Annotated in this window: 20 protein-coding genes; 15 read left to right on the top strand and 5 right to left on the bottom strand. The window is 27.5% G+C overall.

What is annotated here, in order from left to right; translation table 11 throughout:
- The first annotated feature begins 50 nt into the window (after positions 1–50).
- Positions 51–299: a hypothetical protein gene (locus Q0K52_RS08290; RefSeq protein ID WP_297298398.1), complete on the top strand. Its 249-nt coding sequence runs from the start codon at positions 51–53 to the stop codon at positions 297–299.
- 340 nt (positions 300–639) lie between these two features.
- Here the strand turns inward: Q0K52_RS08290 and Q0K52_RS08285 are convergent, their stop codons facing one another.
- Together Q0K52_RS08285 and yedE are read right to left on the bottom strand one after the other, a co-directional pair.
- On the bottom strand, positions 640–873 hold the full coding sequence (locus tag Q0K52_RS08285; RefSeq protein ID WP_297298396.1) for a sulfurtransferase TusA family protein: 234 nt from the start codon (positions 871–873) through the stop codon (positions 640–642).
- A gap of 290 nt (positions 874–1,163) precedes the next feature.
- A complete protein-coding gene (gene yedE / locus Q0K52_RS08280) occupies positions 1,164–2,249 on the bottom strand; it encodes a YedE family putative selenium transporter (RefSeq protein WP_297298393.1) in 1,086 nt (361 codons plus the stop codon).
- A gap of 144 nt (positions 2,250–2,393) precedes the next feature.
- Here yedE and Q0K52_RS08275 point away from each other — a divergent pair, with 144 nt between their 5' ends.
- The 5 genes from Q0K52_RS08275 to Q0K52_RS08255 all read left to right on the top strand — a co-directional run bounded on the left by Q0K52_RS08275 (position 2,394) and on the right by Q0K52_RS08255 (position 8,087).
- Positions 2,394–3,611 carry a M20 family metallopeptidase gene (locus Q0K52_RS08275; RefSeq protein WP_297298391.1) on the top strand — a complete coding sequence of 406 codons (1,218 nt, stop codon included), beginning with the start codon at positions 2,394–2,396 and terminating at the stop codon, positions 3,609–3,611.
- Positions 3,612–3,713: 102 nt separating this feature from the next.
- Positions 3,714–5,315: a peptide ABC transporter substrate-binding protein gene (locus tag Q0K52_RS08270; protein ID WP_297298389.1), complete on the top strand. Its 1,602-nt coding sequence runs from the start codon at positions 3,714–3,716 to the stop codon at positions 5,313–5,315.
- A gap of 89 nt (positions 5,316–5,404) precedes the next feature.
- A complete protein-coding gene (locus Q0K52_RS08265; protein ID WP_297298387.1) occupies positions 5,405–5,851 on the top strand; it encodes a MarR family transcriptional regulator in 447 nt (148 codons plus the stop codon).
- Positions 5,852–5,982: 131 nt separating this feature from the next.
- Positions 5,983–7,497, top strand: a complete 1,515-nt coding sequence (gene abc-f / locus Q0K52_RS08260) for a ribosomal protection-like ABC-F family protein (protein ID WP_297298384.1) — start codon at positions 5,983–5,985, stop codon at positions 7,495–7,497.
- Positions 7,498–7,592: 95 nt separating this feature from the next.
- Entirely contained in the window at positions 7,593–8,087 is a 495-nt protein-coding gene (locus Q0K52_RS08255; RefSeq protein WP_297298382.1) for a septum formation initiator family protein, read from the top strand.
- A 497-nt stretch (positions 8,088–8,584) separates the two neighbouring features.
- Here the strand turns inward: Q0K52_RS08255 and Q0K52_RS08250 are convergent, their stop codons facing one another.
- Both Q0K52_RS08250 and Q0K52_RS08245 read right to left on the bottom strand, forming a co-directional pair.
- Complete coding sequence (locus Q0K52_RS08250) at positions 8,585–9,178, bottom strand: hypothetical protein (RefSeq protein WP_297298380.1); 594 nt, start codon at positions 9,176–9,178, stop codon at positions 8,585–8,587.
- Complete coding sequence (locus Q0K52_RS08245; protein ID WP_297298379.1) at positions 9,178–10,653, bottom strand: CsgG/HfaB family protein; 1,476 nt, start codon at positions 10,651–10,653, stop codon at positions 9,178–9,180. Before Q0K52_RS08245 ends, Q0K52_RS08250 begins: the two co-directional genes overlap by 1 nt.
- A 174-nt stretch (positions 10,654–10,827) precedes the next feature.
- Between Q0K52_RS08245 and Q0K52_RS08240 the strand changes: the two genes are divergently transcribed.
- The 9 genes from Q0K52_RS08240 (at position 10,828) to Q0K52_RS08200 (ending at position 20,230) form a co-directional block, all read left to right on the top strand.
- Complete coding sequence (locus Q0K52_RS08240; protein ID WP_297298377.1) at positions 10,828–11,262, top strand: YbaB/EbfC family nucleoid-associated protein; 435 nt, start codon at positions 10,828–10,830, stop codon at positions 11,260–11,262.
- A gap of 5 nt (positions 11,263–11,267) precedes the next feature.
- Positions 11,268–11,873 carry a recombination mediator RecR gene (gene recR / locus Q0K52_RS08235; RefSeq protein WP_297298376.1) on the top strand — a complete coding sequence of 202 codons (606 nt, stop codon included), beginning with the start codon at positions 11,268–11,270 and terminating at the stop codon, positions 11,871–11,873.
- A 29-nt stretch (positions 11,874–11,902) separates the two neighbouring features.
- Positions 11,903–12,835, top strand: a complete 933-nt coding sequence (locus tag Q0K52_RS08230; RefSeq protein WP_297298374.1) for a PfkB family carbohydrate kinase — start codon at positions 11,903–11,905, stop codon at positions 12,833–12,835.
- Positions 12,836–12,948: 113 nt separating this feature from the next.
- Complete coding sequence (locus tag Q0K52_RS08225; protein WP_297298372.1) at positions 12,949–13,875, top strand: pseudouridine-5'-phosphate glycosidase; 927 nt, start codon at positions 12,949–12,951, stop codon at positions 13,873–13,875.
- A 56-nt stretch (positions 13,876–13,931) separates the two neighbouring features.
- A complete protein-coding gene (locus tag Q0K52_RS08220) occupies positions 13,932–15,143 on the top strand; it encodes an ATP-binding protein (protein ID WP_297298369.1) in 1,212 nt (403 codons plus the stop codon).
- Positions 15,144–15,145: 2 nt separating this feature from the next.
- Entirely contained in the window at positions 15,146–15,628 is a 483-nt protein-coding gene (locus Q0K52_RS08215) for a DNA-binding protein (RefSeq protein WP_297298367.1), read from the top strand.
- Between the two features lie 72 nt (positions 15,629–15,700).
- On the top strand, positions 15,701–17,701 hold the full coding sequence (locus Q0K52_RS08210; RefSeq protein WP_297298365.1) for a S9 family peptidase: 2,001 nt from the start codon (positions 15,701–15,703) through the stop codon (positions 17,699–17,701).
- Between the two features lie 105 nt (positions 17,702–17,806).
- Positions 17,807–19,423, top strand: a complete 1,617-nt coding sequence (locus tag Q0K52_RS08205; protein ID WP_297298363.1) for a CTP synthase — start codon at positions 17,807–17,809, stop codon at positions 19,421–19,423.
- A 177-nt stretch (positions 19,424–19,600) separates the two neighbouring features.
- The gene (locus Q0K52_RS08200; RefSeq protein ID WP_297298360.1) at positions 19,601–20,230 is read left to right on the top strand and encodes an NAD(P)-dependent oxidoreductase; all 630 of its coding nucleotides are present in this window, start codon (positions 19,601–19,603) and stop codon (positions 20,228–20,230) included.
- Between the two features lie 261 nt (positions 20,231–20,491).
- Here Q0K52_RS08200 and Q0K52_RS08195 read toward each other — a convergent pair whose 3' ends face one another.
- A complete protein-coding gene (locus tag Q0K52_RS08195) occupies positions 20,492–21,028 on the bottom strand; it encodes an SDR family oxidoreductase (protein WP_297298358.1) in 537 nt (178 codons plus the stop codon).
- Positions 21,029–21,053 lie beyond the last annotated feature (25 nt).

Here is a 21,053-nt window from a genome sequence, read left to right as displayed (position 1 = left end):
TGAAATGCGTAAAAAACAATATGAATATTATAGAGATAAATTACTAACTTTTGAGGAGAAGAAAATTAAAGAGTAATCAGCCGCACTTAATATTTGCGTTTGATAAGGTTGAGCGTTACCGTGCGGGAAGCCGATACGGCGAGTATCAGGAACGCATAGTTAAAATATTAGACCGTTTTGACGCTTTATGTAATGACATTAGTTCAGGTTTGCCTGCGGAAATTGAAATGCGTAAGAAGCAATACAAATACTACAGAGATAAGTTATTAACTTTTAAGGAGAAGAAAATTAAAGAGTAATCAGCCGCACTTAATATTTGCGTTTGATAATGTTGAGCGTTACTGTGCGGGGTGGTGGTACAGCTCGTACAAAAAAAATTAGATTTGCAGGCTTATTCTTTAAAAAATGTTTGTTTAATAATAAGGGCGGGTTTGGGTGGGCTATATAATGTAATTTTTTGAAAAATGAAAAGTAATCATCCGCATACCCGTCGGGTACTTCCTCACTTCGTTCGGTCGCGTATAGTTGGCGTTTGATAAGGTTGAGCGTTACCGTGCGGGAAGGTGCCTGCGAAGCATACCTACTGTAACGGTTCGCGGTTGACAAACTTAAAAAATTTTAGTATTGATAATAAAAATATCACTTTACTTTTTTTAAAGTTACAAGTATATCTTCATTTTCTATATGTTCAAAGCTTCCTTCATAGCCGTATTTTACACAGCCTCTGATCACACTTTCACAGCTTGAATGTCCGCTTACCAATACCTCTATAATAGTATTTAATTCTGTGTTATTGATAGCTGCACATTTAGCCTGAAAAGATGCTTGAGAACATGACATTCCTCTTGTATCTACTTTAATAGTTTCTGGCATAATAAATCCTTTTTTTAATATTAAATTATGGATTAAGAAACCATAATATTTTTAGTGAAATATACTTAAAACAAACTTTTATAAGAAGCCGTAACTATTATAATAAGCATTAGATTTATATATCTAAATATTCTTTTTATTATAACCTCTGCCGCTACCTCGTATTATCACAACCTTACCTAGTTTTAATAATGCAAGGTAGAGGCAGAGTTCATTATATAACTTCCAAAAATTTTGTGCAGTATATTTCTTTTATATAATGACAACAACCTGCTGCACAATAAGTAATATCAGCTGGCTGTATTTTCTTTCATTGTGAAGCCAATGATTATACAAAATACTAAACCTGAAATAACAGCTCCCATTCCATATACTGTAGGTCCTGCAGTTGAACTTGCCAAATTAAAGTTATGAGCAAATCCAGCACCAACTAACATACCTATAACAAAAATGAAACTGTCCATATTACCTTCCGCAGATTGTATCATTTGTCTTCCAGGACAGCCTGTACCTAAAGTAAATGCTAAACCTGTAAGTATCATTGATACGACATTCCATAAAATATTTGTATGGGCTATTGGTTGATTCTCCATAGAAAAAGCAAATCTGCCTGTTATTATGTTTACTATCAAAGCAGCAGCAATAAAAGCTATAACGCCTTTAGTCATATGGAAATCTTTCATAAATATACCATCTCTAAGTCCGCCTACAGTGCAGAATCTTGATTTTTGAGCTATGAATCCTATTATTATAGAAGCTATTAAAGCTATAACTATAGGGGCTTTCATACTTCCTGGACCAGATTCAGAAAAGAATATTGGGCCGCCTTCAGAGAATTTAGTTTTTGACAATAATAATATTAAAAGTATTATTGATATAACTAATGGCAAGAAACCAACTAACTTATTTTTATAAGCTTTTGGCTGACCTAAAGAGAAATTTTGTTTCCAGAAGAAAACTCCTATTCCTCCGCCTATAATAATACCTATTAAACCAAATATTCCGTTAATGTCTCCTCCTGCTACTCTTAGCAAAGTTCTCCAAGGACATCCTAGAAAAACTAAAGCACCGATCATAGCAAAGAAACCTAAACAGAATCTTATAATAGGTGAGCTTCCTCCCTTAGGAACGAATTCTTTAGAGAGTACTGCTGATATTGTGGCACCAATAATAAGCCCTATTAATTCGGGTCTTATATATTGAACCGCAGCTGCTCTATGCAAACCGACAGCTCCTGCTAAATCGCGGGTAAAACATGCAATACATATACCCATATTAGCAGGATTGCCCATTACAGAGAGCCAAGCAGCTATAGCCCCTATAACAGCACCAGCTATTATAATGCCTATAGAGCTTGTGAAAATGTCTTTTTTCATTTTCAACTCCTTTTAGTATATTTTTGTGTGTAATTTTATAATAAAAAAAATTAATTATCAATATTTCTTTATTATAAACTTGAATAATAATAAAAAATAATTATATTAGTATTTTATAAATATAATTGATATTTGGTAATAATTATGAAAGAGTTAGACTTAATAAAGAAAAGAATAAAATTTATAAAACAAAAATTAATTGATATACGCAGAGATATACATTCATATCCTGAATTATCTAATCATGAATATAGAACTATGAATGTTGTATCAGAAAATTTAGAATATAATGGTATAAAGCATAGAACAAAAGTAGCGGGTACTGGAGTTATAGCAGATATTGAAGGAAAAGATAAAAGTTTTACAGTAGCTTTTAGGTCAGATATGGACGCTTTGCCTATTGATGATTTAAAGCATTGTGATTATGCTTCAAAGAATGAAGGTGTATGTCATGCTTGCGGACATGATGTTCATACTGCAATAAATATTGGAATGGGATATATATTTTCAAATACTAGCGATGAAAAAATAATTCCTCCTTGTAATGTCAGATTAATTTTCCAGCCTGCAGAAGAAAGTGTAGGCGGTGCTTTACCTATGATGAAAGAAAATGCATTGGAAAATGTTAATGTAATATATGGGCTTCATGTTTCTTCAAGTACCGAAATAGGGTATATTCAAATAAATGATAATATAGTTAATGCAAGCTGTTTGGATTTTAAAATAAAAGTTTATGGAAAAAGTGCACATGGAGCAAATCCTGCAAGCGGTATAGATGCTATAGTTATATCTTCAAAAATAATAAATGATTTACAAACTATAATAAGCAGGAATGTGAATGCTGAAGATAGTGCCGTTATTACAATAGGAACTATCAATGGAGGAACTGCAACAAATATTATATGCGATTATGTAGAGATAACAGGAACTATAAGAGCTTTAAAAGAAAGTGTTATGTTAACAATAAAAAACAGAATAAAAAAATTAATAAAATGCGTATCTAATTCATTTGACGGAGATGCTGAGTTTATAGAATTAGTTTATTTTGCAAGTCTTGTTAATTGGAAAGATGCTTCAAATATAGTAAGAAATAATGCTGTTAATTTTCTCGGAGAAAAAAGAGTATTAAAATTGACACCTTCATTAGGTTCAGAAGATTTTTCATTTTTTATTCAGAATAAGCCTGGAGCATTTTTTAATATAGGTTCAAGGAATGAAAAAATTGGAATAGTACATAAGGCACATAATGGATTATTCGATGTAGATGAGGATTGTATAGAAATAGGACTTACTTTACAGATAATGAACCTTTATGAGAGTTATGCAAAAAGAGAATTATTTCCTATAGGCAGAGAGAGATAAAAATAGTAAATATATATTAATAATAACAAAATTAATTTATAGTTGACAATAGTTTATTATGAAATATAATTCCAAATAAAAAATATACTAATGGTGGGTACGATGAAAAAGCTTTATTTTATTTTAATATTAGTTTTTATTTTTATTTCATGTTCATCTAAGAAAAATATTGATGATAATACAATATACGTTAATTTAGGAGGAGAACCTAAAACTATAGACCCAGCATTAAATATAACATTACAAGGTTCTACTTATGTAACGCATTTATTTGAATGTTTAACTACAAAATATAAAGATATAGCTATTCAGCCAGGAGCTGCAGAGAGCTGGGAAATATCTGAAGATGGCTTAACATATGTATTTCATTTAAGAACTAATGGTAAATGGTCAGACGGAAAACCTTTAACTGCGGCTGATTTTGAATATTCTTGGAAAAGAGTTGTTGATCCTAAAACAGCAAGCGAACCTAGTTATTTATTTGAGCCTATATTGAATTTTTCTAATGTTAATGGAGGATATATGCCTGTTGATGAATTTGGAATAAAGGCTATAGATGATTATACTTTAGAGGTAAAATTGGAATATCCTACAGCTTATTTCTTGGAATTGGTAAATCTTCCGGTATTTTCTCCAGTTAGAAAGGATATGGTTGAAAAGGATCCTGATAATTGGACTAGAAATCCTAAAACTTGTATAGGAAATGGGGCATTTCTTTTACAGGAGAGAAAGCCTGATCAGAGCATTACAGTAGTTAAGAATACTAATTATTGGAATAAAGATACTATAGTTGCTGAAAAAATAAAATTCGTTCTTATGGACAATCCTACTTCTGCGGTAGCCGGAGTTAAAGAAGGTTCTTTACATTTTTCGGATCAATTTCCATATCAAGATATAGATACTTTAAAGAAAGAGGGTTTTATTGATATTGCCACTAGAATAGGAACTCAATATTATGCTTTGAATACTACTAATGAAACTTTGAAAGATAAAAGGGTAAGAAAGGCATTATCTCTTGCCATAGACAGAAATTATATAGTTGATAATGTATTAAAATCAGGAAAACCAGCCGGTGCTTTGGTTCCTTGGGGTGTTACTGATGTTGAAGGGTATTTCAGAGATAATGCTGGGGAATATATAAGCACTAATAAAGAAGATTATCAAAAGAATGTTGCAGAGGCTAAAAGATTAATGGCTGAAGCTGGATATCCTAATGGAGAAAATTTCCCAGTATTAGAATTCTTTATTACTTTCAGCAATGATATACCTATGTTTGAGGCAGTTCAGAATATGTGGAAGGTTAATTTGGGCATAGATGTAAAACTTACTCAAATGGAATTTGCTCCTTTTATACATGCATTCAGAACGGAAAGAAATTATACTATGGCTGCTGCAAGCTGGACAGGAAGCTATAATGACCCTACAACTTTTTTAGGTATGTTTGTAAGCTATTCATATAAAAACCATTCATTATTTACAAATGCTGCTTTTGATGAGGCAATAAGCATAGCTTCAAAAATTATAGATCAGAATATAAGAATGAGAGAATTACATAAGGCTGAGAAAATTTTAATAGAAGATGAGGCTGTTATAATACCTATAGCTTATTTTGAACCTGCTGTATTAAAAAGCCCTCAATTAAAAGATGTATTTTATATTCCTTTTGCTCAATATAAATTCTCTTATTCATATTTGGATAACTAATAAATTTAAAGTTCTTGTTTTTTGTACAAAAATTTATATACTATTAATAGTACAATTACAACATTAAAAGTTGAGGATTATTGAGGTTTATGGAAGACATTTTTATTGGAAAGTTAATAAAGGAATTGCATACAACTTTAGATAATAGGTTTAATAGGTTTTTAGAGAGGCATAAGTTAACAGCATCTCAAATGGATATATTGATGTTTCTATATCATAATGAGCAAAGAATTATAAATCAAAGAGATATAGAAGGATTTCTGGGTTTAAGCAATCCTACCATAGCCGGAACCTTATATAGGTTAGAGAAAAAGGGATTCATAAAAAGAAAAATAAGTGCAGATGATAAAAGATATAAAGAAATATACCTCACGCCTAAAAGCAAGAAATTAAAAGAAATTGTATTTGAAGATATTAAAAAAAATAATGCAATAATGTTTTCGAATATGACTGTTAAAGAAAAAGAAACTTTAGTATTAATAATAGAAAAACTTTTGAGCAATTTACAAAATAATAAAGATAATAATCCATTTTAATTTTAAATCATAAAAACAATACTAATTGACATTTATGTATTTGATTATATAATTATTCGATGTGATAGACGTATATTAACCAAAATAATAAGCATCTTAGCTTAATTCAATTTATTTTAAGGGGTTGATATATGTTTATAAAATTCAATAAAGTTTCATTTTCTTATGACAGTTCAGATAATATATTAAATGGAGTTTCTTTTCATATAGATAATTCATGTACCGCTATAGTAGGGGAAAATGGTGCTGGTAAAACAACATTAGCTAAATTGATAACAGGTTTATTAAAACCTTCAAGCGGTTCTATAGATTATTCAAATAAAAATGTTGTAAGTGCTTATTGCAATCAGGAATGTGTAGTTTTGCCGTATAATGCTGAAAATTTATTTTATGATGACAGTTCATATTCAGGGTATTTAATTTCTATATTTAAATTAGACTGCAGTTATTTGTACAGATTTGATACTTTAAGTTTTGGAGAGCGTAAAAGACTTCAAATAGCTTCAGCACTTTATACTAATCCGGATATATTGGTATTAGATGAACCTACTAATCATATAGATAATGAATGTAAAAATATGCTTATAAATATTATAAAAAGACTTGAATGTATAGTTATAATAATAAGCCATGATATAGATTTTCTTGATGAATTGGTAAGCAAATGCATATTCATTAGAAATGGAAATTGTAAATTAAGAATAGGTAATTATAGTCAATGCAGAGAATATGAGAAAAATGAAGAAGATTATCGAATAAGTTTATATGAAGAAAGTAAAAAGAAAACTAAAATATTAGAAAACAGATATAAAAAACTTCAAAATGAATCAGATGCCAAAAAAAGCAAATGCGGAAGTAAAAGAAATATAGATAAAAAAGATCATGATGCTAAAGGAAAAGTGGATGCCGCAAGACTTACAGGAAAAGATTCAAGACTTGCTACAAAAGCTAAACAGGCTAAAAGTTTATATAATAAAAGTGTATCAGATAAAGAAAATCTCTATATAAAGAAAAGAGAAGTTTTAAATATGGAGTTCATAGGAGAAAAATATAAAGGAAAGTTTTTATTCTATTTAGCAGAGTCCGAAGAAACTGTAATAAACAATATAATTTTGAAGCATTCAGAACTTTTAATAGAACGTGACAGTAAAATAGGTATTCAAGGTGTGAATGGATGCGGAAAAACTACTTTGGTTAATTATATAATAAACACTATGAAAAATAATAACATAGAAAAAATAGTATATATTCCTCAAGATATTGATAGAGATGAATGGAATAAAACTTTTAATAGTATAAAGTCTTTGGATTATGAATCATTAGGTTTTTTAATGAGTTTTGTTAATAGACTTGGAAGCAATCCAAAATCAGTTATTAATTCAACTAATCATAGCCCTGGAGAAATGAGAAAGATTATGCTTGGTTTATCTGTATTACAAAACCCTTATATAATAATATTAGATGAACCTACCAATCATCTTGATATAGACTCTATAGAAAGACTTGAAGAAGCTCTTATCAGCTTTAATTGTGCTTTATTAATAGTAAGTCATAATAAAAATTTTCTTAAGAATACTGTAAATACATTGTGGAATATAGAAATAGTAAATAAATACAGTGTTTTAACTGTAAGAAATACTATATAAAAATATATGTCTGTATTTATGTTTCAAATAACTTAATTAATTTTAATAGATTACTTCCCGATAATAAGTTGTATATTTATTAAGGTTATAAGTTTATGTATTTTAATGTAAGAATTAGTTCTAAAATATTCTATTGTATAGTATTAGCATGTATTGCTTTTACTGTATATGTGTTTGTTTTTAGTCCTAAAGGTTTTCTTACACTGGATTCAAAAAAGACTGTGATAGAAAATAAGAAGAAAAGATTAGAAGAGTTAAATAGAAAGAAAGTACAAATTACAAGCAATATAGAAAGGTTAAAAACTGATAAAGAGTATATATTATCTTATGCTAAAACTTTCGGCTATTTAGACAGCAGTAAGAACGAGAAGATAATTAAAATCATTAAAGATGAAAAAGAGGAAAATTCTGGTACAGCTGCATCAGTTTCGTCAAAAAAAGAATATGAAAATGAAAGTCATGTTAATATAAAAGGTGCTTTAATATTGGCATTTATGATAGTATTATGTTTTGTATTCTATTTGATACTTCTCAATAAAAATATCTTGCCTAAATTTAAGAAGAAAAGAGTTGCCTTTTATAAAGGGTAATCAATAATTTTTTAATAACAATATATACCTAAACAACTATATTTTGTCAATTTTTGTTTTTTCAATTTTATTGTTTGTGGTGGCTTTGCCCCCACACCCCCAGTTCTTTTGTTGGCACAAAGAACCAAAAAGACTGCATTTTTAGTTTAAATCTAGGTTATACCATACATTTAATACATATATTTTTCAATATAAAGTTCTAGCAATTGCGTTTTTTGCAACTTTTTTGTGCGGTAAAAAAGTTGATAATATTACATAATGTGCAATAGTCGGAAAAATGAAATCGTTTCAGTATATACTGTGCGGGTTGCCACTACGGCTAGTAGTTGACAAACTCTAAAATTTTCAGTATATATTGTTATAATACTATTCTCATAATATATTTATATCAATTTAATAAATTTATTTATATAGAATGATTTTATTACTTATTATGTGAAAACAATATAAGAATTAATTTTTATTTAATAAGTTGTTCGAGTATAAAAACTATTATTTTATAGAGGGTGACTCAAAGAAAATAGAAATCCCGCATCTTTATAAACAGGTTCATAATAAGGCATAAAATTGAAACTGAATCCCTCTTTCTTTTTACCGTACACTCTTTGATAACTATCATAAGCTACAGCAGCACCGCAAAATACAGCAGCTGTTATTTCAAATAGAGTAGCTGATATCCATAAACTTTTATACCTATTTCTTCCAGTTGTAGAGGCAGCAACATTGGCAGTTTCTATAGCATCTAAACCGAATACTAAATAAGTAGCATAAGTATATGAAAAAAATGCAGTTAATAGAAAAGTTACCTCTGTATATCTGAAAGGGTGAGTTCTATTATCATTATTTATCATAATAGGAGAACTTGTTACCCCATTTTGCTTTATTATATTATTGCCTTCCATCATAAATACAGAATTGACACTATTTGTATCTATATTGTATTCTGATTGTAATTGTTCATTTGTTTCTATTATCTTATTTTGATTTTCATTTTCATTAGTATTATATTTTTTTGATGTATCTGAAAAATAAAAAGCACCAAAAAAGGTATTTGATATAATAAATAATATTATTAAAATTCTTATTCCCATTATAGTATAAAATATGCTCCAAGTGTAAATTCTAATCCTGTAAGATTAACGGTTTTTATTTTTTCTGGTATAGAAATTTCTGTATTATCAGTAAAAACCCCTATATTAATTGGGTCTGTATAGAATCGGTATCCAACCCCCAAATTAACTCCTATAGTATCTGTAATGTTATATTGTATGGAAGCTAAAGCTCCAATACCAAACATAACATCTCTAGAATCTATTTTAGCACCATTTTTCAAAAAAGTATAGTTGTCAATGAAATAGTTTCCGCCATATACTTCTCCTATAGTAGTAAATGACAAACCTACTCCTATATATGGACTTAATACAAGTTTTAAAACTTCCTGATATAAATTTATATTAATATCAAAATTAAATCTAGCATCTATAGCATAACTTGATTTAAAGAAATCTCCAAATAATACTCCAAAACTTACATTAGGCGAGAATAATGTTCCATTATATCCCATTTTTAAATGAAGACCCAAAGCATAATCATTTTTCTTTAATGATAATTTTAATTGATTTCCATTTGGTCTTACAGAACTTTGATAAGTTTTTTCAAATGCAGTCATTTTATATGAAGCATAATTCAAAGATAAACCTACGAAGAAATTGCCTATAGTAGTTTCTCTTGCAATATCTCCAGGCTGAATATTTCTTCCTCTTGATATTTTTGCTATTGAATATTCATTTCCTAATTCTTTTATTCTTAAAGTACCTTTGTACTGATAACCGCCGCTTATAACATTTCCTGAATCAAGTACTATATCTTTTTTTGGAGAAAATACTTTGAATCTTGTATTTTGATTTACTCCATGATTTCTTCCAGCTAAAATTATAACATTTCCATCACTTATATCTGATATTGTTAATGTTATTTTGAATATATCCTTCATCTTTTTTTCTACTTTTGAAGCTAAATCATTGCATGCCTCATTAATTGCCTCATCTCTTAAAGCATAAGAAGGATAACTTGTTATACTGTAATAGCTGCTTCCGGTTAATTTTGATGAATATAATATCTTTGTAGTTTCAACATCTACTATTTGAAGAACCATTTCTACTTCGCCGTATAAACTTCCGCTTCCTGTATCATTATCATAATCATAGCTTGTATTAGCTCTTACTATACTTCCTGTTATAGCTTTAGAATATCCGTATATTTTTCCAACTTCAATTACCTGTGATTCAGTTATTCCAGTTAATTGCAATTCCATTTCTTTTAGATATTTATCTAAATTTTTTCTATCTACTATATTAAATCTATTCATTCTGGTTAATGAATTTTCTATTAATGAAGTTAATTTTTTGCCTAAATCTTTTCCATATCCGCTTGAAGTATCTTTTATTTCAAAAACAGCTATATTTTCTTTTATATATCTATCGCCTATTGGTTTGGAATTCTGCTGAGCTAATAAGAGGTTTGCTGATATAAGAATAAATATAAATATTATTTTTTTTACAAACATTAAAATAACACTCTAAACAATCATTTTAATTTTTATTTTCCTATAAAAAGAGAATAATCTTTTTATAATATATTTATAGAATAAAAAAGTCAAATTTATATTTTTTATTGATAAATTATTAAAAAGAATATATTATTATAAAAGTATAAATATAAATTAAAGGAGTATAAAACTATGAATGAAAATTCTGTAAAATATAGTTCAGCAGGTAATTTAGTTTGTGTAACTATGGATAAATCATTTAACATAAGTAATTTAACTATAGATGAAAGCCTTTTAGCAAAAGAGCAAAAAGAATTATTGGAGGAAATGATAACTTCAAGCATAAATGAAGTAGTTTCTAAAGTTAAGGAATTGAAAGCAAAATCAGATGATGAAGATGAAGATACTCGTACTTCAGAAAGTAATAAACAGACATTTAATCCATTTAATATGAATTTATCAGATATGAACAAGATGTTTAGTGATATAAGTAAGATGACATCAGTAGAATATAAAGACGGTAAATTAAATATATCTTTAGATTCAATAACTCCTGATATGATATCAAAAATGAATGATATGATGAATAATATGAATAATAAAGATGATGATGACAAAAAGGATTAATTGTTTTGAATAATATACAGTCTTTAGATAAACTTACACAAATTATATCAAGACTTCCGGGCATAGGCACAAGAACAGCTATGCGTCTTGCTTTATATTTATTTGATTGCGATGAGGAGTATTTGAAAGAATTTGCTGATACATTATCTTCATTGCATGAGAATATAAAGTTATGCAAGGAATGTTATAGTTTGAGCGATAACGATATTTGTCATATATGTTCTAATGATAAAAGAGAGCATAGTAAAATATGTGTTGTAGAGTCATATCCGGATATGCTTGCTATAGAAAAAACTGAAGAATATAATGGTGTTTATCATGTGCTTGGAGGACTTATAGCACCTTTAAAAGGTATAGGTATAAGCGATATAAGAATAAGAGAGCTTATAGAAAGAGTAAAAAATCATAATATTGATGAAATAATGATAGCATTCAGTGCATCATTAGAAGCTGACACAACCGCTGGATATATTTTTAAAATACTTAAAGAAAATAATTATCAGGGTAAAGTAACTAGAATTACCTATGGAATTTCTTTAGCCAGCGATATAGAAAATGCAGATTCAAGATCTTTAGCTAGAAGTATTTTGGATAGGGTGGAAATGAATTAATATTTAAATTGATTTAATAAGGTTACCAAATGAAAGATTATATATTATCAATTGGCGGTTCTAATATAGATATACAGGGATTTTCTAAAAATAGAATACTGTTAAAAGAATCTAATCCGGGAAAAATAAAAGTTTGTGCCGGCGGTGTTGAAAGAAATATTGTTAATAATTTGTCTAATATTGGATTAAAAGAAATAAAATTTGTTACTTCTATAGGTGATGATATATTTGGTGATATACTATTAGATAATATAAAATCATTGGGAGTAGATACTTCTTATGTAGTAAGAAAAGGTGCTTCTACTTCATATATAGCTATACTTAATAATGATAAAGATATGGAAATTGCTATGTCTGATATGGATGCACTTGATGAAAATGTAAATGTTTCATATTTAGATACTATTAAAGATGTTATAAGTAATGCAAGTTTCATAACTATAGATGCTGTTATGAACAGAGGTATATTTGAATATTTGATAAATAATTTTCCAAATAAAAGACTTTTAAGTGATGCAGTTTCAATAAGAAAGGCAGAGCATATAAAAGGATTAGAAAAATATATTTATGCTTTGAAAATCAATTCAAATGAGGCATCATTCTTGCTTGATAAAGAAATTAATACTATAGATGAAGGAAAAGAAGCTGTAAAAGAATTTTTAGATAAAGGTGTTAAAGAAATTTATATAACATTTGGAGCTTTAGGTATATGTTATGGTGTTATAGGTGATAATAATGTTTATCATTTAGAGGCACCAAAAGTTAATATAGTAAATGCTTCCGGTGCCGGAGATGCTTTTATGGTAGGAATAGCCTATTCCATATTTCATAATTATGATCTTGATTATAAAGTTAAATTTTCTGCTATAATGTCAATGCTTGCTTTAGAGAGTGAAGATACTGTCAATAATAATATCAGCTTGGAAATTGTGGAGCAAAGAATCAAAACTATATTCAATTAAATAAAATTCCTATTCTTTAGAAATATTTGTTATTTTATTTTGACGAAAGAATATATTATATTGTTAAAAAATTTTATAACATAAAAAATAAACTATAAAATAAGGATAAAATAATGAATAATTTAGAAGAATTTTTAGATATAAGCGAAGAAGTAAAAGAAGCTTTATATGAAAAAAGAGCAGTTGTGGCATTAGAAAGTACAATAATATCACATGGAATGCCTTATCCTGAAAATGTTGAAAGTGCTTTAAACTCAGAAAAAAATATACGTGAAAATAATGCAGTGCCTGCTACTATTGCCATAATAAAAGGAAAGATAAAAGTTGGTTTAAATAAAGAAGAACTTGAATATATGGGTTCTAATAAAAATATAGCAAAATCAAGCAGGAGAGATTTGGCTACTATGATAGCATTAAAAAAAGACGGAGCTACTACAGTAACAACTACTATGATAGGTGCTTCTCTTGCTGGAATAAAAGTATTTGCTACAGGCGGAATCGGAGGAGTTCACAGATATGCTCAGGAAACTTTTGATATATCAGCAGATTTACAGGAATTAAGTAAAACAAATGTTGCCGTTGTATGTGCAGGAGCAAAATCAATATTAGATTTAGGACTTACTATAGAATATCTTGAAACTTTCGGAGTTCCAGTACTTGGATATAAAACAGAAAATTTCCCAGCATTCTATACAAGAGAAAGCGGGTACAAAGTTGATTATAAAATAGATAGTACAAAGGATATAGCTAATATACTTAATACAAAATGGAAATTAGGTTTAAACGGCGGTGTTGTTGTATGCAATCCTATACCGGAAGAATATGAAATGGATAAAAATTACATCAATAAAATAATAGATGATACAGTAAAAGAGGCTAGGGATAAAAATATATCAGGAAAAGATGTTACTCCTTATATATTAGCTAAGCTTCATAGTGTAACAGAAAATAAGAGTCTTAAAGCTAATAAAGAGTTAGTTTATAATAATTGCCGTGTTGCTGCTAATATAGCTTATGACTATTCAAATTTAATTAGGTAACATAATAAATAATTTTAATAATGTTAACTCCGATATTGATAATGGAGTATTTTAATATGTATGTAGAAAATGTTCGTATAAAGAATTTTACAGTATTTAAAGATTGTTATACAGATTTCAGTAAAGGAGTTAACATATTTATTGGCGAGAATGGAACAGGCAAAACTCATTTACTGAAGGCTATTTATTGTTTAAATGAATCTTTTTATGAAAGAGTAGGAAAAAATAAATATAGAATGTCTGTAGATGATGTACGTTATCCTTTTCCGGCAACAAATACAATGTTAAATAAATTTGTATTTAATGGAATAAAAGACCAAGTTAATAATAAAGAATTAGAAATATATAAATGTGCTAAAGAATATGATATTTCAAACAATAAAGAAGAAAAAAAAGAATTAAAAATAAAGACAGTAAATAAATTTAATGAGTATTTTGGTTTGATTAATAATTGGAAGATTGAGTTTAATAATGTAATTATTAAATTATCAAATGGGAATACAAAAATAAAAAATGGGTCAATTATTTCAAACAATGTTTTTTATCTTTATGATAAAAATAACATAAAAGATAATGAAAGTTTATTTGATGATAATGAATATGTATTTAAAAATAAAAAAATTACATACATACCATGCAAAGATATTTTAACTAATTCAAAAGGTTTTATCTCCTTATATAATAAAAGAGAAGTATCTTTTGAGTCTGTATATTACGATATTTTAAATAAAGCTTTTGTGCCTCAATTAAGAGAATTAGATCCGTATTTAGAAGATATTACAAAAAAAATAGAAAATGCAATAGGCGGAATCGTTATTCAAAAAGATGAAGTATTTTTTATTAAGTATAAAGATTTTGGAGAAGTGCAATTTACAATGGTGGCAGAAGGGCATAAAAAACTTGCTTTGCTTTGGCTTCTTATAAAAAATGGTGAAATAGATAAAGATACTATACTTCTTTTTGATGAACCTGAATCAAATTTAAATCCTAAACTTACAAGAGTTTTAGTTGAAATATTATTAAGTTTATCAAGATTAGGCGTTCAAATATTTTTAGCTACACATAATAATTTTATTATAGAAGATTTTGAATTACAAAGAAAAGAAAATGATAAAATAAAGTTTCATTCTTTTTATTTTGATGAAGATAAAAATAATGGTGTATTAATTGAAAGCAGTGAATATTTAAATAATATACAGCATAATTCAATAGAAGATAAATTTGAAGAACAGCATTTACAATCTATAGAAAAAGCATTTAAAAATTGATTATGGAAGTATTTGAGGAAAAAAGTAATTTTAAAATGATTTATGATGATAATTCTGGTATTATTGTAAGAAAAATAGATGATGAGAATTTGAATTATATTCATTTTATGAAGAATGTTGATTTTATTTTATATGTTAATAATATAATTGTTTTTATTGAAGTAAAAAATTATAATAAAAAATATTCATCACTTCAAACAGAAGAAGAAAAAAAAGATTTCTTTTCAAAATTTGTATATAGAAAACCAGATAAAGGACATTCATATACTTATGATTGTATACAAAAAGCAAGAGATACATTTATAAGAGAATATTCATCAAACAAATTAGGTTTAAATATACATTACTATGTTATTGTTTCTATGCCTAATAGTGTTCCTAATTATGTATTAAGAGATATGCGTAAAGATTTGGAACATTATATACTAATCAATTTATACATACTGTTAATGTTTTATCAGAGTATTCTTGGAATAGTTATATGAAAAATATATTAGGTATTGAAGTTAATTTTTATTAGTATATTTTATAAATAATTTTTTACAATGGATTTATATATGGAAAATTTAAACATCAAAGATTTTTTAAAATTCAATTTTTTATCCAACATAGAGCTTTCAAAGGATAATAAAAATTTATTATTTGTTAAAAGCAATCAGGATTATGAAAATAATAATTATATTTCAGATGCTTTTATTTATAATATTGAAAAAAACAGAATTTATAAACTCACTTCAGTAAAAGATGCTTCTTTTGTTTCTTGGCTTGATAATGATACTGTAATATTTAAATCATCATTAAGAGATGAAGAATTGAAAAGCAAAAAAGATGAGGAGTTTATTGATTATTCTTTAATTTATTCTATTAATATAAACGGCGGAGAGGCTGAAAGTTTATTTAATATTGAACTTGAAGTTATAGATTTATATTCTATAAATGAAAATAATTTTTTAATAAAAGCAGTTTATGATATTAACAGAGATAAAAAAAGAAAAGAAGATAATTATTTGGAATGGGCTAAAGAAGAAATTGATTATGAAGTGTTTGATGAAATTCCTTTTTGGGTTAATAATGTAGGTGTAACAAATAAAAAAAGAGATAGACTTTATCATTATAATAAAAAAGAAAATAAATTGACTGCTATTACAGATGAATACAGTAATGTTAGTTCTTTTAAATATAAAGATGGAAAATTATTATGTATTATAAATTCTTTTAAAGATAAAGCTCCTACAACTTCAGAACTTCGTTTATATGATATAAATGATCTTAATAATATAAAAGAGAAAATTATTATAGATTCTAATAAATATGCAATATATTTTGCTGATTTTATAATTGATAATGATAATAAAGAAAAAATTATTTCTGTTATGACAGACATGAAAAAATACGGACTAAATGAAAATTGCAGTTTCTATTTGATAGATGAAAATAATAATATTAATCTTGTATATCATTATGATAATGGACTTGGTAATATGATAGGGACTGATTGTTCTTTCGGAGGCGGTAAGGATATTAGAGTTTATAAAGATACAATATATTTCGTAGGCACAGAAAATGAAAATGCTCATATTAAATGCTTAGATTTAAAAGGAAATATAAAAAATATCACTAATAAGCAAGGAGCGGTTAATTATTTTGATGTTTCTAATGATGATATATATTTTATAGCTTTTAGAGATTTGAAGCTAGAAGAAATATATTGTATTAATAATGGTGTAGAAAAACAATTATCAAATTTTAATGAAGATATTCTAAAAGAAAAGAGTTTATCAATACCGGAGAAAGTTTCATTCAAAACTCCTAATAATTTTGAAATAGACGGCTGGGTATTAAAGCCAATAAATTATGATGAAAATAAAAAATATCCTGCAATACTTGATATACATGGCGGACCGAAAACTGCTTACGGAGAAATATTTTTTAATGAAATGCAGGTTTGGGCTAATATGGGTTATTTTGTATTTTTCTGCAATCCTAGAGGAAGCGAAGGAAAAGGAAATGCATTCGCTGATATAAGAGGAATATACGGAACTATAGATTATGAAGATATAATGAAGTTTACTGATATTGTTCTTGAAAAATATACTAATATAGATAAAAGCAGAGTAGGTGTTACTGGCGGATCATACAGCGGATTTATGGTTAACTGGATAATAGGACATACTAACAGATTCAAATGTGCAGCTTCTCAGCGTTCTATATCAAATTGGATAGATGATTTCGGAACTACTGATATAGGTTATTATTTCAATCCTGATGAATTAGGCGGAGATGTATGCAGCGGTTTTGATAAATTATGGGAACAGTCGCCATTAAAATATGCTAATAATGCAAAGACTCCAACATTATTTATACATAGCGAAGAAGATTACAGATGTTATCAGACTCAGGCTTTTCAAATGTTTACTGCTTTGAAATATTATGGTATTGAATCTAGAATATGTTTATTTAAAGGTGAAAATCATGAACTTTCAAGAAGCGGAAAACCAAAACATAGAGTAAGAAGATTAAAAGAAATTACAGATTGGTTTGAAAAATATTTGAAATAGATTGAATTAAAAATTACTTGATTTAATACTAATTTATGATAATGTTATAGTGATTTATTATATAAATTATAATTTAATAAAAAATAAAATTTAATTGAGGATTATATGAATACTAAATACATATTTGTAACAGGCGGAGTTGTATCTGGACTTGGTAAAGGTATAACAGCAGCTTCATTAGGAAGGCTTTTAAAGGCTAGAGGATTAACAGTAACTATACAGAAATTTGACCCTTATATAAACGTAGACCCAGGTACTATGAGTCCTTTTCAGCATGGAGAGGTTTTTGTTACTGATGATGGTGCTGAAACTGATTTGGACATTGGGCATTATGAAAGATTTATAGATGAAAATTTAAATAAATTCAGCAATGTTACAACTGGTAAAATTTATCAGCATGTTATAAATATGGAAAGAGAAGGCAGATATCTTGGAGAAACAGTTCAAGTTATACCTCATATCACTAATGAAATAAAAAGAAGAATATACAGAGAAAATGATACTAAAAAAACTGATATAGTAATCACTGAAATAGGCGGTACTATAGGAGATATAGAATCATTGCCTTATATTGAAGCTATAAGACAGATTAAAACAGAATTATGTCAGGACAATGTTTTATATGTACATGTAACTTTAATACCTTTTATTAACTCATCAGAAGAAATTAAAACTAAACCTACACAGCATAGTGTAAAAGAGCTTATGCAAAGCGGTATAATACCAGATATTATAGTTTGCAGAACAAGCCAGCATTTACAGGAATCTCATAGAAATAAAATAGCTTTATTCTGTAATGTTCCAAAAGGAAATGTATTTGAAAACTTTGATGAACCTAATATTTATGGTGTTCCTTTAATGCTTGAAGCTCAAGGTCTTTCAGATGTTGTATGCAGACATTTTAAATTGGATACTGCTAAAATAGATTTAACTAATTGGACAGATTTAGTACGCAAACAGAAAAAAATATCTATAGAAAGCGGCAGAGTAAAAATTGCGATAGTTGGTAAATATGTTGCTATGAAAGATGCTTATATATCTTTATCAGAGGCATTGAATCACAGCGGTATTTATAATGATATTAATATTGATATAGAATGGATTTCAGCTGAAGATTTAGAAGATATTGAGGATATATCAAAATATTTCAAAGGTGTTAATGGACTTATTATACCTGGCGGATTTGGTGAGAGAGGAATAGAAGGTAAAATAGAAGCTATAAAATATGCTAGAGAAAACAAAATACCTTATTTAGGAATATGTTTAGGTATGCAGCTTATGTGCGTTGAGTTTGCAAGAAATGTATTAAAATTAGAAGATGCTAATACAATAGAAGTTAATGAAGATACAAAAAATCCTATTATAACTCTTATGGAAGAACAGAAAAAAAGCATATTGAAAGGCGGTACAATGAGACTTGGTGCTTTTGATTGTGATATTAAAGAAGGAAGTTTAGCTCATCAATTATATGGAAAAACTACAATAAGTGAAAGACATAGACATAGATACGAATTCAATAATGCTTATGCAGAAAAAATGGAAGCTGCTGGATTTGTTATTACAGGACATTTAAAAGATGCCAATTTGGCAGAAATAGCAGAAATAAAAGACCACCCATATATGATAGGTGTTCAGTTCCACCCAGAATTAAAATCAAGAATTACTAATCCTCATCCTTTATTCTTAGGATTTGTAGATGCTGCTAAAAAGTCAATAAAGTAAAAATTATTTTATCTATATAGAAATAGCCTGCTATTAAAAAATAGCGGGCTTTTTTTAAAAAAATCTTGTTGTAACTGTTGACATTACAACAAGATATGTTAATATTATTGTAACAATAGCTATTACAACATCTTTAATTAAAGATAATATTTATAATACAAATTAAGGAGAGTCAAAATGAAAGTTGCAATAATAGGAGCTAGCGGTAAAGCTGGTAAATTAATAATGAATGAAGCTTTAGAAAGAGGATATGATGTTACAGCAATAGTGAGAAATAAATCTAAAATAGATAATACAAAAGTAAATGTTATAGAAAAAGATTTATTTTCTTTGACAAAAGATGATATAAAAGGATTTGATGTGGTAGTAAGTGCATTCGGAGTTTGGGAAGAAAAAGAACTTGATAAACATTCTTTAGTTATGGAACACTTATGTAAAATACTATCAAATACTAATATCAGACTTATAGTTGTTGGAGGTGCAGGAAGTTTATATATAGATAAAAATAAAAAGTTAATGGATAGTGAAAATTTTCCAGAAATATTTAAACCTTTAGCTAATAATATGTCAAAAGCTTTTGATATATTAAAGAATTCGAAAGATGTAGTATGGACTTATATTTCTCCTTCTGCAGATTTTAGTGCTGATGGTGAGAGAACTGGAGAATATAATATAGGACATGATGAGTTGTGCTTTAATTCAAAAGGTGATAGTTATATAAGTTATGCTGATTACGCTATTGCTTTAGTTGATGAAATAGGAAATAAAAAATATTTAAATCAAAGAATAACAGTAGTGTCAAAATAATGTTTATTAATAATTAAATTAATAAATATAAAAAGCCATAGTATAAAAATAAAAAAATACTATGGCTTTAATTTTTATTAGTCTATTTGTTTTGTCTTTGCTATAACTAATTCTCTAACACATATATCTTGAGGCATATTATAGGCAAATTCTATACAATTAACTATATCAGAAGCATTTAAACCATTTCCTATGCTTTTTTTCCATTCAATATAATCAGCTTTTATATTTTCATCTGTTGTATGCTCTAAAAGATGAGTTTCAACAACCCCCTGGTGCTACTACTATAACTCTTACATTTTTATCAGCAACTTCTTCTCTAATGCTTTCAGTTATAGCATGTACAGCAAATTTACTTCCGCAGTATACACCATGATTTTTGAATGTTTTTCTTCCTGCTATTGAACTTATATTTATAATTGTGCCTTCATTTCTTTTGATCATATCCGGAAGTATTATATTTGTAGTTGTTAATATTCCATTTATATTAACATCTATCATGTTTTTCCATTCTTCATAGCTTTGCTTGTCAATATTTCCAAGAAGCATTACTCCTGCACAGTTTATTAGCAAATCAGTTTTTCCGTATTTATCTTCAGCCATTTTTATTGCCGATCTTACTTCTTCTAAATTTGTAACATCTGCTTTTACGCTTATAGAATTTGGTAAATTTAAATTATCCATTATTTCTTTACGTCTTGATATTAAAAGAGTAGGGTGTCCGTTCTCTGAAAATTTTTTTGCTGTTTCCATTCCTATTCCAGAACTAGCTCCAGTAATAACTACTAATTTTTTCATAATAAAAAAACTCCTTTATAAAAAA

Source organism: uncultured Brachyspira sp., assembly GCF_944390845.1.
GTDB classification, from domain to species: Bacteria; Spirochaetota; Brachyspiria; order Brachyspirales; family Brachyspiraceae; genus Brachyspira; species Brachyspira pulli.
Note: the sequence above shows the minus strand (reverse complement) of the source record. Positions and strands in the feature narration are given on the sequence as shown.

Excerpts from the sequence above, each read along its gene's own strand:
- Q0K52_RS08230 (WP_297298374.1), top strand. The coding sequence starts at position 11,903 with ATGAAAGATTATATATTATCAATTGGCGGTTCTAATATAGATATACAG.
- yedE (WP_297298393.1), bottom strand. The coding sequence starts at position 2,249 with ATGAAAAAAGACATTTTCACAAGCTCTATAGGCATTATAATAGCTGGT.
- Q0K52_RS08265 (WP_297298387.1), top strand. The coding sequence starts at position 5,405 with ATGGAAGACATTTTTATTGGAAAGTTAATAAAGGAATTGCATACAACT.
- Q0K52_RS08215 (WP_297298367.1), top strand. The coding sequence starts at position 15,146 with ATGGAAGTATTTGAGGAAAAAAGTAATTTTAAAATGATTTATGATGAT.
- Q0K52_RS08275 (WP_297298391.1), top strand. The coding sequence starts at position 2,394 with ATGAAAGAGTTAGACTTAATAAAGAAAAGAATAAAATTTATAAAACAA.
- Q0K52_RS08195 (WP_297298358.1), bottom strand. The coding sequence starts at position 21,028 with ATGAAAAAATTAGTAGTTATTACTGGAGCTAGTTCTGGAATAGGAATG.
- Q0K52_RS08210 (WP_297298365.1), top strand. The coding sequence starts at position 15,701 with ATGGAAAATTTAAACATCAAAGATTTTTTAAAATTCAATTTTTTATCC.
- Q0K52_RS08225 (WP_297298372.1), top strand. The coding sequence starts at position 12,949 with ATGAATAATTTAGAAGAATTTTTAGATATAAGCGAAGAAGTAAAAGAA.
- Q0K52_RS08250 (WP_297298380.1), bottom strand. The coding sequence starts at position 9,178 with ATGGGAATAAGAATTTTAATAATATTATTTATTATATCAAATACCTTT.
- Q0K52_RS08285 (WP_297298396.1), bottom strand. The coding sequence starts at position 873 with ATGCCAGAAACTATTAAAGTAGATACAAGAGGAATGTCATGTTCTCAA.
- Q0K52_RS08270 (WP_297298389.1), top strand. The coding sequence starts at position 3,714 with ATGAAAAAGCTTTATTTTATTTTAATATTAGTTTTTATTTTTATTTCA.
- Q0K52_RS08245 (WP_297298379.1), bottom strand. The coding sequence starts at position 10,653 with ATGTTTGTAAAAAAAATAATATTTATATTTATTCTTATATCAGCAAAC.
- Q0K52_RS08220 (WP_297298369.1), top strand. The coding sequence starts at position 13,932 with ATGTATGTAGAAAATGTTCGTATAAAGAATTTTACAGTATTTAAAGAT.
- abc-f (WP_297298384.1), top strand. The coding sequence starts at position 5,983 with ATGTTTATAAAATTCAATAAAGTTTCATTTTCTTATGACAGTTCAGAT.
- Q0K52_RS08200 (WP_297298360.1), top strand. The coding sequence starts at position 19,601 with ATGAAAGTTGCAATAATAGGAGCTAGCGGTAAAGCTGGTAAATTAATA.
- Q0K52_RS08240 (WP_297298377.1), top strand. The coding sequence starts at position 10,828 with ATGAATGAAAATTCTGTAAAATATAGTTCAGCAGGTAATTTAGTTTGT.
- Q0K52_RS08255 (WP_297298382.1), top strand. The coding sequence starts at position 7,593 with ATGTATTTTAATGTAAGAATTAGTTCTAAAATATTCTATTGTATAGTA.
- Q0K52_RS08205 (WP_297298363.1), top strand. The coding sequence starts at position 17,807 with ATGAATACTAAATACATATTTGTAACAGGCGGAGTTGTATCTGGACTT.